Source organism: Virgibacillus dakarensis (assembly GCF_900155625.1).
Taxonomy (GTDB): Bacteria; Bacillota; Bacilli; order Bacillales; family Amphibacillaceae; genus Lentibacillus_C; species Lentibacillus_C populi.
Window position 1 is genome coordinate 1,173,302 of sequence record NZ_LT732553.1, and the last position, 12,575, is coordinate 1,185,876.

Sequence of the window (12,575 nt, forward strand, 5' to 3'; positions counted from 1 at the left end):
TAGCATGGGTAAAGTTACTGGTTTCATGGATTACCAGCGTGAAGAGGCTGAAGAGCGTGATCCTTTTACACGACTAACGGATTGGAAAGAATATGCCGCTCCTTTCTCTGATGATGTTTTAATGAGACAGGGAGCACGGTGTATGGATTGCGGGACCCCGTTTTGCCAAATCGGAGAAGAACTGAATGGAGCAACTACCGGGTGTCCGATTTATAACTTAATTCCCGAGTGGAATGACCTTGTCTATCGCGGACAATGGAAAGAAGCTTTGGAACGGCTGTTAAAAACAAATAATTTTCCAGAATTCACTGGAAGAGTTTGCCCTGCTCCCTGTGAAGGATCCTGTACACTTGCTATTTCTGACCCGGCTGTCACCATTAAAAGTATTGAACGGACCATTATTGATAAAGGATTTGAAAATGGCTGGATGACACCAAGGATTCCATACAAACGCACAGGTAAATCAATTGCCATTGTAGGATCGGGTCCGGCAGGGTTGGCAAGTGCAGACCAATTGAATCAAGCTGGCCATACGGTGACAGTTTATGAGCGTGAAGACCGTGCAGGTGGATTATTGACGTATGGTATCCCAAACATGAAGCTGGAAAAAGATGTAGTTGAACGGAGAATTAGACTATTAGAACAGGAAGGGGTCAATTTCGCGACCAATACCGAAGTAGGAACAGACATTTCAGCTGAGGACTTAAAAGCGAAGCATGATGCGGTTATCCTATGTACCGGGGCGCAAAAACAGCGTGATCTCGTTATTGATGGCCGGGAAGCAACGGGTGTTCACTTGGCAATGGATTATCTAACAGGTTCCACAAAAAAATTACTAAACACTGATATGGGAGCAAATGACTTCATTGATGCAGCAGGAAAAGATGTGATTGTAATCGGTGGTGGAGATACAGGAGCCGATTGTATCGCAACAGCACTTCGGCAAGGCTCTAATAGCGTTGTCCAGTTCGGCAAACATCCAAAACTGCCATTAGCCAGAGCTAACAGTAACATGTGGCCGGAATATCCTAATATATTTACTGTCGATTATGCACACAAAGAGGCAACCGCTAAATTCAATAAGGATCCACGACAGTACTCCATCCAAACACAGCGGTTTGTTATGGATGATAACGGGAATTTAAAAGAATTACACACTGTCCAAATGGAAAAAGTCAAAGATGAAAATGGCGTGTTTACCTTTAACGAAATCCCCGGTACTGAAAAAGTTTGGCCGGCGCAGCTTGTGCTAATTGCCATTGGGTTTGAAGGGCCAGAGCCACAAATACTGCAACAGTTCGATGTGCGTACAAACAATAAAAAGGTTGAAGCAAAATACGGAGACTTCACTACGAATGTTGAAAAGGTCTTTGCGGCTGGTGATGCAAGACGCGGTCAAAGTTTAATCGTTTGGGCGATTAATGAAGGGCGTGAAGTGGCTCGGCGGGTTGACCAGTATTTGATGGGCAGCTCGATATTGCCGTCTTATCTGGAAGCTTAGAAAAAGTAGACATTTGCCTCCCAAGTAGTAGTTCACTTTTAATGGAGAAGAACTAAATTAACAAGTCTAATAGCTGGCCAATTCGTATCGTGATCAGTATGCTATTTTTCGTATTTATAGAAATAATTGACAATAACGTTGTTCGGTAGTTCTTATATCATTGAGTGACCGAATGATGGCTCTTCCGTTGCATTTGGTCGTTCATAACCTCAATGAGTGACCGAATGATGGTTCTTCCGTTGCATTTGGTCGTTCATAACCTCAATGAGTGACCGAATGATGGCTCTTCCGTTGCATTTGGTCGTTCATAACCTCAATGAGTGACCGAATGATGGCTCTTCCGCTGCATTCGGTCGTTCATAATATCATTGAGTGACCGAATGATGGTTCTTCCGCTGCATTTGGTCGTTCATAATATCATTGAGTGACCGAGTGATGGCTCTTCCCCTGTATTTGGTCGTTCATAACCTCGATGCTAGTTGTAATGAGATTGATATTTTTCCCACGGTAAGTGAACTACTTATTCCATAAAGGGAGGTTTTTTCGTTTGCGGATTTTTCGCACGTATTGTTTAATTTGTGTATAGGCATTATACTGTAATAATGTACACCTATGTGTAAATTAGTGTTTGATATAAAGAAAGGAGTTTCGTTAATGAACGAACAACAGCGAAAGGAACAGTCACAAATTAAGCAGATGGGTGCCGCGGACAGAAAATCCGGACAGGACAAACCATTAAGCGAAAAAACGAGTGCTGATTTTGCCAAGTATTTTGAAACGACGTATGAGCCACCAAATCTGAATAAGGCACGGAAACGCGGGCGCGATAAAGTAACGGTTCATTATGATTTTGGTATCCCTGAGGATATGGAAAACATTGGTAAAGGGAAAAAGTTCCTGATCCGTACATATGGCTGTCAAATGAATGAACATGATACAGAGGTCATGGCAGGTATTTTAACGGATATGGGCTATGAGTCAACAGCTGACACGAACGAAGCGGATATCATTCTATTAAATACATGTGCCATTCGGGAAAATGCAGAAAATAAAGTGTTCGGGGAAATCGGCCACCTGAAACCATTAAAAGTGGAAAAACCAGATTTAATCCTTGGTGTTTGTGGCTGTATGTCCCAGGAAGAATCCGTTGTTAACCGGATCATGAAAAAACATCCACAAGTTGACCTGATTTTTGGAACGCACAATATTCATCGTCTGCCACAGTTAGTTAAAGAAGCAATGTTCGGCAAGGAAAAAGTTGTGGAAGTATGGTCCAAGGAAGGGGACATCATCGAAAATCTTCCGAAAGCACGCAAAGGAAAAATTAAAGCATGGGTAAACATCATGTACGGCTGTGATAAGTTTTGTACGTATTGTATCGTACCAATGACCCGTGGGAAAGAACGGAGCCGCAGACCAGAGGATATCATCCAGGAGGTACGCCATTTGGTAGCACAAGGCTATCAGGAAGTGACACTGCTTGGGCAAAATGTCAATGCGTACGGAAAAGATTTTGAAGACATCACATACGGCCTTGGGGACCTGATGGATGATATTCATAAAATTGATATACCCAGGGTACGTTTTACAACATCCCATCCAAGAGATTTCGATGACCGGTTAATTGAAGTGCTTGCAAAAGGCGGTAATTTACTTGATCATATTCACTTGCCGGTTCAGTCCGGAAGTAGTGAAATATTGAAAAAAATGAATCGGAAATATACCCGTGAAGACTATTTGGAACTAGTCCGCAAAATTCGTAAAGCAATGCCGAATGCGACATTGACAACAGATATCATTGTTGGGTTTCCAAATGAGACAGATGAGCAATTTGAAGAAACGATGACACTTGTGGAAGAGGTTGGTTTTGAAGCAGCCTATACATTTATCTATTCTCCTCGTGAAGGTACACCTGCAGCGCGGAAAAAGGATAATGTACCAGAGGAAGTGAAAAAGCAGCGCTTGTATCGTTTAAATGAGCTTGTCAATAAACAATCGGCTTCATCCATGAAACAGTACCAGGAAAAGATCGTTAAAGTACTTGTTGAAGGCGAGAGTAAAAAAGATCCGGATGTTTTAGCCGGGTATACAGAAAGAAATAAACTGGTTAATTTTAAAGGTCCGAAATCGGCGATAGGAAAAATTGTTGATGTAAAAATTACCGAAGCAAAAACATGGTCATTAAATGGAGTAATGGCAGAAAATACGGTAGAGGTGAACTAAAATGGCGGAATATACACGTACTCAAGTACTGGATCAAGCCAAAAGATTGGCAGACATGCTTGCAAATACAGATGAAATTGATCGTTTTAAGCAGGTTGAAGCAAAAATAAATGAAAATAAAAAAGTACAACAGTTAATTAATCGGATTAAGGCTTTGCAAAAGCAAGCCGTTAATTTCCAGGCCTATGAAAAAAAGGAAGCATTAAAGAAGGTTGAAGCGGAAATAGATCGGCTTCAGGGTGAGCTCGATGAAATTCCGGTTGTTCAGGAATTTAAAGAAACACAAATTGTTGTCAACGATGTACTGCAGCTTGTTACTGGTACAATTGCCCGGGAAGTAACAAATAAAGTAATTGAATCAACTGGCGGTGACCTGCTTTCAGGTGAAACAGGATCAAAAGTAAAAAATAGTTCTGCATGTAGCCACTAACAAATTCCAGGCGGGGATCGGGCATCCCCGCCTGGAGTTTGTAGACTTGCTTTTTCAAGAACGGTTCCCCCTCTTTTAAGACAAATAATTTAGCTATGCACTTTAGGTATTTGTCTTGCATAAAATGACTATGAAAAAAGAGGAGGTAAACGTAATTATGAGTTTTCTTGAACAAGAGTATAGAGAAATCATCACAAAAGCAGTTTGCGGTAAAGGACGCAAATTCACGCAGGCAACTCATTCCGTAACGCCATCCCATAGACCGTCAAGTATTCTTGGCTGCTGGGTAATCAATCATTTGTATAACGCCAAGAAAAAGTCCGAAGATACGGTTGAGGTGAATGGCAGCTACGATATAAACATTTGGTATTCCTATAATGACAATACAAAAACAGAAGTAGTAACAGAAAGGGTAACATACTGTGATTATATCCCGTTATCCATCAAGGATGACAACTGCTTAAATGATGACTATGATGTTATTTGTAAAGTCGTGCAGCAGCCAAATTGTCTTGAATGCAAGATTGCTAATCAGGGTCATAAAATTGTTGTTGAGATTGAACGTGAATTTGTTGTACAAATAATCGGGGAAACAAAGATCTGTGTCAAAGTGGATCCAAAGGGTTGTGAAAAAGATGATGATGATGACTGGAGCTTTGATATAACAGACGAAGAACTAAACGATGTTAATCCAGATTTTCTAAATGAAAGCAGCAGCAGCAGTAAAGACTAATATACTTACGAGGGAGCAATTCTCTCGTAAGTTTTTTTATAAGCTTTTGTCAGTCGATTCATTCTCCTGATATATGCTATAATAAGACAATATATATGGCTTTTCTGGAGGACTAATGATGGCAAAATATACACCCATGATGGAACAGTATTTACAAATTAAAGCGGAACACAAGGATGCTTTTTTATTTTTTCGTTTAGGTGATTTTTATGAAATGTTTTTTGACGATGCTATCAAGGCAGCAAGGGAACTGGAAATTACACTGACGAAACGGGATGCGGGTCAGAAGGAACCAATTCCGATGTGTGGGGTACCATATCACTCGGCAGAAAATTACATAAAAAATTTAATTGAAAAGGGTTATAAAGTAGCAATTTGCGAACAAGTAGAGGACCCGAAAACAGCAAAAGGTGTTGTCAAGCGCGAGGTTGTTCAATTGGTAACCCCTGGAACGGTCATGGAAACAAATATGTTAAACGAGCGGGAAAATAACTATATTGCTAGTCTTTCCCATTTTCAGGACGGCTCATTTGTCATTGTCTATAATGATTTATCAACCGGCGAAAATCAAATTGCGCTGCTAAACCATGGATGGGATGCGGTTATACACGAGTTGTACAATCAACCTATCAAAGAAATCGTTGTCTCCTCTAATTTACCGGAGGATTGGCAGTGTGATTTAGCAGGGAAGCTAAATGTGACCGTTTCTTTTCAAGATGAAATTACGTTTAATGGAGAATATCGTAATCTATGTGATGAGTTAAATGATGAGCGGTTAATGAAGGCATTTAGCAGATTGTTAAATTATATCCAGCATACCCAAAAAAGGTCGCTTGATCACCTGCAGCCTGCCAAGGTTATTGCATTACAGGATTATTTGTCTCTGGATATGTATTCGAAACGCAATCTGGAACTGACGGAGACAATTTTAAAAAAAGGAAAGCATGGCAGCTTGTTATGGGTACTTGATCAGACCGTAACCGCAATGGGATCGAGACTATTAAAAAAATGGCTGGAGCGTCCTCTAATCAATCAACAGCTTATTGAAGAACGTTTATCGATTGTTGACGGGTTTTATCAAGGATTTATGGAGCGAAATGGTTTACGCGAAACGTTGAAATCTGTATATGATTTGGAACGGTTAGCCGGAAGAATTGCTTTTGGTAATGTAAATGCCCGTGATTTAATTCAACTGAAACAATCACTGGTGAAAATCCCTGAATTAAAAGCTGTTTTACAGCAATTTCCCGAACCTCGAATAAAAGATTTAAGTGATGCGGTTTACTTTCCAGAACAGATCGTGACCATATTAGAGAATAGTTTAGTAGACGATCCACCGGTTTCCATCAAGGAGGGGGCGATCATAAAAGATGGTTACAATGAGACATTGGATAAATACCGTGATGCATCCCGCAATGGTAAACAGTGGATCGCCGAACTGGAACAGAAAGAGAAACAGGAAACAACGATAAAGTCGTTAAAAATTGGTTACAATCGTGTGTTCGGCTATTATATTGAAGTAACCAAAGCCAATTTACACCTGCTACCTGAAGGGAGATATGAACGTAAGCAGACGTTGACAAATGCTGAGCGTTTTGTAACACCAGAGTTAAAGGAAAAGGAACAGCTTATTTTACAAGCAGAAGAAAAAAGTGTGGAACTGGAATATCATTTGTTCCTTGAAATTCGCGATCAATTGAAGGAACAAATTTCAGTTTTACAGGAATTGGCGGATATTGTAAGTCGAATTGACGTCCTGCAGGCATTTGCAACAGTAAGTGAAGCAAATAATTATCAGCGTCCACGGTTTGTGGATAAGCGATTGTCGATTAAGAATGGCCGGCATCCAGTAATTGAACAAGTAATGAAGGACGGATCGTTTGTACCTAATGATGTAGTACTTGATCAGGAAACAGAGGTGCTATTGATTACAGGTCCAAATATGTCCGGGAAGAGTACGTATATGCGACAATTGGCACTTACGGTGATCATGGGACAGATCGGCTGTTTTGTACCGTGTGATGAAGCGGATTTAATTATTTTTGATCAAATTTTTACCCGAATCGGTGCTGCTGATGATTTGGTTTCCGGCCAAAGTACATTTATGGTAGAAATGCTTGAAGCCAATCATGCCATTACGAATGCAACGGAGCGAAGTTTAATTTTACTCGATGAAATCGGGCGCGGCACAAGCACTTATGATGGGATGGCATTGGCTCAAGCGATTGTCGAATATATCCACAATAACATTCATGCCAAAACATTATTTTCAACCCATTATCATGAATTGACTGCGTTGGAAGCATCATTGGACAAACTTCAAAATATCCATGTGCGTGCGGAAGAGTATGAAGGGAATGTCGTGTTTCTCCATCAAATTAAAGCTGGTGCTGCCGATAAAAGCTACGGGATTCATGTTGCAAAGCTTGCCAATCTTCCCGATCAATTAATTGCCCGAGCCAGTTCCATCTTACGTGAATTTGAAAATTATGACCAGCCCGGACCAATTCAAGACCAGGCTGATACGAAGCAGCTGTCATTATTCAAGGAAGAGGAAAGACCACAGAAAAGCGTCAAGCATCCAAAGAAATCGGAAGTGAAAGTTTTACAAGAACTGGCCAAACTGGATCTTTTTGATATGACTCCACTGGATGCGATGAACGCATTGTATCGCCTGCAAAAGTTGACAAAATAGCTGGGAAAGGACGAGTTTTATGAAAATAGTGCAAATGCCTGATGCACTTGCCAACAAAATAGCTGCCGGGGAAGTGGTGGAACGGCCGGCATCTGTAGTAAAAGAGCTGATCGAAAATAGTATTGACGCAAACAGTTCATGGATTAAAGTTGATATCCTTGAAGCGGGATTACAGCAAATAAAAATTACCGACGATGGGGATGGGATGGCAGAAGAAGATTGCGAGCGGGCTTTTTTGCGCCATGCAACAAGTAAAATTAAACATGAAACGGACCTGTTTCATGTTAAAACACTCGGTTTCCGTGGTGAAGCGTTAGCCAGTATTGCTGCCGTTAGCCGCTTAACGGTGAAAACGTCTCAGGGTGACGCAGCAGGTACAATGCTCAAGCTTGAAGGTGGAAAGCTTATTCATAAAGAGAAAAGTGATGCCCGAAAAGGATCGGAAATTGTTGTTGAGGATTTATTTTATAATACACCAGCACGACTGAAGTACATGAAAACGATCCATACAGAGCTTGGCCATATTACTGATTTGCTGAACCGGTTAGCATTGTCCCATCCTAATATCCGGTTTGAGGCAACGCATAATGGGAAACAGCTTTTTAAAACGACCGGAAGTGGTGATCTGCTGCAGGTTATTGCCCACGTATACGGAATGAGTGTGGCAAAAAAAATGCTGCCGATTGCCCATGATACGCTTGATTTTCAGATTCAGGGGTATATCGCCAAGCCGGAAGTAACCCGCGCATCCCGTTCGTATATTTCAACCATCATCAATGGTCGTTATATTAAGAGTATTGCGTTATCGCAAGCAATTATTAAAGGGTATCATACGTTATTGCCAATTGGCCGGCAGCCGATTGTTGTATTAGCTATAAATATGGATCCAATTTTAGTTGACGTTAACGTTCATCCGGCCAAACTGGAGGTTCGTTTCAGTAAAGACAAGGAATTATTCACGGCTATTGAAGAAACAATCCGACAGAAATTCCGGGAAACTTCACTAATTCCCGAATTGGGACGGCAGGAAAAACGGCAGCCGGATTCTGTGCAGCAGACAATGCAATTTTATGATCCACAAAAACCGGCAGAGAAGGGGAATTGGTATGCTGACCAACATACCAACGAAGTACAAAACACCAATTGGGATCAGGATCAATATGAGAATAAAAGACATCTATCCAATTGGGATACTGATGAGTATGTGAATGAAGCAGAGGGATCCTTTCACTCCAACAGGGCGTACAAAGATACTGCTCCTGAGCTGGCGGCTCCAGAGACTGGTCAACAACAGACCACACAACCACCTGCTGAGTCATTTTCAGAGAAATTTGTGGCAAATGATGAACCAGTTAATGTTAGGAAAGAACGGGTACCGGTAATGTATCCGATCGGTCAACTGCAAGGAACCTATATCTTGGCGCAAAATGAAAATGGCTTGTATATGATTGATCAGCATGCAGCACAGGAACGCATTAAGTATGAATTTTTTAAACAAAAGCTGGGCAAAACAACGAATGAAGTACAAGAGCTATTAATCCCGCTGACATTTGATTTTTCCAAACAGGAAGCGATTATTATTGAAAACTTTCACGAGGAACTGGGGAAGGTTGGTTTGTTTTTTGAGTCGTTCGGCAATCAGACATATATTATTCGTTCACACCCAACCTGGTTTCCGCAAGGATTTGAAGAAGAGGTTATCCGCGAGATGATTGCGCAGATTATGGACGAGGAGAAAATTGATATTGAGGCAATCAGGGAAGATGCGGCAATATTAATGTCATGCAAACGGTCAATTAAAGCAAATCATTATTTGAACAAGGATGACATGTTTCACTTGCTAGAGGATTTGCGTTCAACGCGCGATCCATTTACATGCCCACATGGAAGGCCAATTATCGTTCATTTTTCGACATATGAACTGGAAAAAATGTTCAAAAGAGTGATGTAACATGTATAAATTGGTAATATCATGTTAAACCTAGAAGGAAAAGTGTTATATTAGCCTATCCAAGGCTGGAGACAAAGTGAAACTTTATTCTGTGGGGGTATTACTGCCTATTAATGCGTGATAAAACACCAAGCTAGCTTAGCAGGAGAAAAAAGTGAGGTATTTCGGATGGAAAGTCAGCGGTTAATTAACTTTCTAAATCAGCTTCTATCAAATTACTTTGTAATGTATGTAAAATTGCATCGCTATCACTGGTATGTGCAAGGCAGACACTTTTTTCAGTTACATGCTCAATTTGAGGAAATGTATCAAGCAACAGCAAATGATCTGGATGAGATTGCCGAACGGATTTTAATGATAAATGGAAAACCATTGGCAACAATGAGTAAATATTTGAAGGAAGCGACAATTGAAGAAGCAACGGCAGATGATAAGGAAAATGAGATCATCGCACAGCGCACAGCTGTGTCATGATTACGAACAGATAATAAAAGAGATACGGGAAGACGGACTAGCACTCGCAGCCGAACAGAAGGATGAGCCAACAAATGATCTCTTAATCGGTTTACAGGGAAAATTAGAAAAATATGTTTGGATGTTACAGGCATATGAAGCATACGAATAAATGAATACAGGGGAAAGGGAATGAAACAAAACGTTATTGCAGTTGTTGGCCCGACGGCTGTCGGAAAGACACAACTAAGTATAGAAATTGCCAAGACGTTTCATGGTGAGGTGATCAGCGGTGACTCTATGCAAGTATATCAGGGGCTGGATATCGGAACAGCAAAAGCAACCAAAGCTGAAATGCAGGGAATCCCCCATTATATGATTGATATAAAAAAGCCGGATGAAGCATTTTCTGTTGCTGATTTCCAGGCATATGTGCAAGCGTATATCGATGAAATTTCTGGAAGGGGGCATCTGCCGATTTTGGCAGGGGGAAGCGGCCTTTATATCCAGGCGGCATTATACGATTACCATTTTTCCGAACAAAGACGGGACAGCAAGCTAACTGAACAACTTGAAAAGTCCATTCAACGTAATGGACCAGAACAGCTTTATGATTACTTAACGGAAATTGATCCGGAACAAGCTGCCAAGATCCATCCCAACAATCATCGCCGGCTGATTCGGGCAATTGAAATCTATGAAACAACTGGCAAGACAATGTCAGAAAACAACCAACAGAAGGGAGATTCTCCGTACAATCCCATTTTTATCGGATTGGAAATGGATCGGAAACTATTGTATGAGCGAATTAATCAGCGAGTTGATCGCATGATGGCGGCTGGATTGCTTGATGAGGTACAACATTTGTACCTGCAGGGTCTCGAATCGAAACAATCCATGAGTGGGATCGGTTACAAAGAGTTCATCCCTTATTTAAAAGGAGAGCAGAGTCTGGAAACAGCAATTGATGTCTTGAAACGTAATTCAAGAAGGTTTGCGAAACGGCAGTATACATGGTTTAAGAACAAGATGGATGTAAATTGGTATACGATCACACCCGATTCGATTAATCGAACTTTTCCCATTATTTTGGCCGATCTTGCAGGAATCTTAAAAGAAACATAGAAATAAGAATATGTACAGATAGAAAGAGGAGGAAATGCAATGGCACAATCGGTAAATATTCAGGACAATTATTTAAATCAGCTTAGAAAGGATCACATTTCGGTTACTGTGTTTTTAACAAACGGGTTTCAAATTAGGGGGATAGTAAAAGCTTTTGATAATTTTACCGTTTTATTTGAGACAGACGGCAAGCAACAGCTTATCTTCAAACACGCAATCTCCACATTCGCACCTGTTAAAAACGTAAAACTTGAAAAAGAATAAGGCGTAACGTAACGGGCACTCGTTTAAGGGTGTCCGTTTAGCTTATAGCTGACCTCACCTTGAATCTCTGACCCCCGGCTTCTGATATCTGACTTCCGGGCATGGGCGTTTGTCACACCTTTTAAAAAACGTGCGTATACTATGGTGACGAAGGGGTGATGAAGTGGAAACGCAAATGGTACGAAATAAAAATGGGCAAATCAATATTGTCTTTCATGATAAAAAGGCTGTACAGATTGATCGTAATAAGCAACCAAACCAGATGGATAATGGTCCATTTTCACACATTGATCAGGAATTCTCATCCTTCATAGGACTGGAACGTTTAAAAAAAACAATTAAAGAAATATATGCAACAATTGCCATCAATGAGAAACGAAGGGAAATTGGTCTTGCATGCACAAAACAAGTACTCCATATGTTATTTAAGGGAAACCCCGGAACAGGGAAAACAACGGTCGCCAGAAAGCTTGCGAAACTGTATTTTGAAATGGGGCTATTGTCAAAGGGGCATTTCATTGAAGCCGAGCGGGCTGATTTAGTCGGAGAATATATCGGGCAAACAGCACAAAAAACAAGGTCGATTATTCAAAAGGCAATGGGCGGGATGTTGTTTATTGATGAAGCTTATTCCTTGGCACGCGGCGGTGAAAAAGACTTCGGGAAAGAAGCAATCGATACACTGGTAAAGCATATGGAAGACAACCACAACGATCTTGTATTGATTTTAGCCGGATATCCGCATGAAATGGAGCGTTTTTTACTCCTTAATCCCGGACTAAAATCAAGGTTTCCGTTTATATTGGATTTTCAGGATTACGATGTTGAGCAGCTGATGGATATTGCCAAACAAATGGTGTCAATCAGGGAATACCGCTTATCACAGGAAGCGGAATGGAAATTGCAGGAACACCTTTACCGAAAAACCCGGGAAGGGGAACGGAATTTTGCCAATGCCCGATACGTAAGAAATGTTATTGAACATTCGATACGACGGCATGCAGTACGGGTGCTTTGTGGCAAACAATATGCTACCGATGATTTAATCAGATTAACCGGAAGTGACCTGCAGCTTAACGATGAGATTTAATGGAAGGCAATGCTTCAATCAATAACCATCCAACCTAATCCATACAGGGGATAGAATTGTACCGTGCTTGTTTCTTTGCTATGATATAAGCATGCAAGACAGGGAAAGGC

General features: G+C 40.9%; 9 protein-coding genes and 1 pseudogene. All 10 read left to right on the top strand.

Annotation, left to right across the window (positions count from 1 at the left end; genetic code table 11):
* Nucleotides 1-4 precede the first annotated feature (4 nt).
* The 10 genes and pseudogenes from gltD (at nucleotide 5) to spoVK (ending at nucleotide 12,465) form a co-directional block, all read left to right on the top strand.
* Nucleotides 5-1,501 carry a glutamate synthase small subunit gene (gltD, locus tag CZ382_RS05830; RefSeq protein WP_088050270.1) on the top strand — a complete coding sequence of 499 codons (1,497 nt, stop codon included), beginning with the start codon at nucleotides 5-7 and terminating at the stop codon, nucleotides 1,499-1,501.
* 654 nt (nucleotides 1,502-2,155) lie between these two features.
* Nucleotides 2,156-3,724: a tRNA (N6-isopentenyl adenosine(37)-C2)-methylthiotransferase MiaB gene (miaB, locus tag CZ382_RS05835; protein WP_088050271.1), complete on the top strand. Its 1,569-nt coding sequence runs from the start codon at nucleotides 2,156-2,158 to the stop codon at nucleotides 3,722-3,724.
* 1 nt (nucleotide 3,725) lies between these two features.
* Nucleotides 3,726-4,154: a RicAFT regulatory complex protein RicA family protein gene (locus CZ382_RS05840; RefSeq protein WP_088050272.1), complete on the top strand. Its 429-nt coding sequence runs from the start codon at nucleotides 3,726-3,728 to the stop codon at nucleotides 4,152-4,154.
* A 157-nt stretch (nucleotides 4,155-4,311) separates the two neighbouring features.
* On the top strand, nucleotides 4,312-4,887 hold the full coding sequence (cotE, locus tag CZ382_RS05845; protein ID WP_088050273.1) for an outer spore coat protein CotE: 576 nt from the start codon (nucleotides 4,312-4,314) through the stop codon (nucleotides 4,885-4,887).
* Between the two features lie 118 nt (nucleotides 4,888-5,005).
* Complete coding sequence (gene mutS / locus CZ382_RS05850) at nucleotides 5,006-7,582, top strand: DNA mismatch repair protein MutS (RefSeq protein ID WP_088050274.1); 2,577 nt, start codon at nucleotides 5,006-5,008, stop codon at nucleotides 7,580-7,582.
* Nucleotides 7,583-7,601: 19 nt separating this feature from the next.
* Nucleotides 7,602-9,533 (top strand): DNA mismatch repair endonuclease MutL, encoded by a 1,932-nt coding sequence (mutL, locus tag CZ382_RS05855; protein WP_088050275.1) that lies wholly within the window; start codon nucleotides 7,602-7,604, stop codon nucleotides 9,531-9,533.
* Between the two features lie 168 nt (nucleotides 9,534-9,701).
* Nucleotides 9,702-10,158: pseudogene (locus CZ382_RS05860) on the top strand (Dps family protein).
* 20 nt (nucleotides 10,159-10,178) lie between these two features.
* On the top strand, nucleotides 10,179-11,111 hold the full coding sequence (gene miaA / locus CZ382_RS05865) for a tRNA (adenosine(37)-N6)-dimethylallyltransferase MiaA (RefSeq protein WP_088050276.1): 933 nt from the start codon (nucleotides 10,179-10,181) through the stop codon (nucleotides 11,109-11,111).
* 39 nt (nucleotides 11,112-11,150) lie between these two features.
* Entirely contained in the window at nucleotides 11,151-11,375 is a 225-nt protein-coding gene (gene hfq / locus CZ382_RS05870) for an RNA chaperone Hfq (protein WP_088050277.1), read from the top strand.
* Between the two features lie 175 nt (nucleotides 11,376-11,550).
* Complete coding sequence (gene spoVK, locus CZ382_RS05875) at nucleotides 11,551-12,465, top strand: stage V sporulation protein K (RefSeq protein WP_088050989.1); 915 nt, start codon at nucleotides 11,551-11,553, stop codon at nucleotides 12,463-12,465.
* The last annotated feature ends 110 nt before the right edge of the window (nucleotides 12,466-12,575 follow it).

Excerpts from the sequence above, each read along its gene's own strand:
- mutL (WP_088050275.1), top strand. The coding sequence starts at position 7,602 with ATGAAAATAGTGCAAATGCCTGATGCACTTGCCAACAAAATAGCTGCC.
- hfq (WP_088050277.1), top strand. The coding sequence starts at position 11,151 with ATGGCACAATCGGTAAATATTCAGGACAATTATTTAAATCAGCTTAGA.
- gltD (WP_088050270.1), top strand. The coding sequence starts at position 5 with ATGGGTAAAGTTACTGGTTTCATGGATTACCAGCGTGAAGAGGCTGAA.
- spoVK (WP_088050989.1), top strand. The coding sequence starts at position 11,551 with ATGGTACGAAATAAAAATGGGCAAATCAATATTGTCTTTCATGATAAA.
- mutS (WP_088050274.1), top strand. The coding sequence starts at position 5,006 with ATGGCAAAATATACACCCATGATGGAACAGTATTTACAAATTAAAGCG.
- CZ382_RS05840 (WP_088050272.1), top strand. The coding sequence starts at position 3,726 with ATGGCGGAATATACACGTACTCAAGTACTGGATCAAGCCAAAAGATTG.
- cotE (WP_088050273.1), top strand. The coding sequence starts at position 4,312 with ATGAGTTTTCTTGAACAAGAGTATAGAGAAATCATCACAAAAGCAGTT.
- miaB (WP_088050271.1), top strand. The coding sequence starts at position 2,156 with ATGAACGAACAACAGCGAAAGGAACAGTCACAAATTAAGCAGATGGGT.
- miaA (WP_088050276.1), top strand. The coding sequence starts at position 10,179 with ATGAAACAAAACGTTATTGCAGTTGTTGGCCCGACGGCTGTCGGAAAG.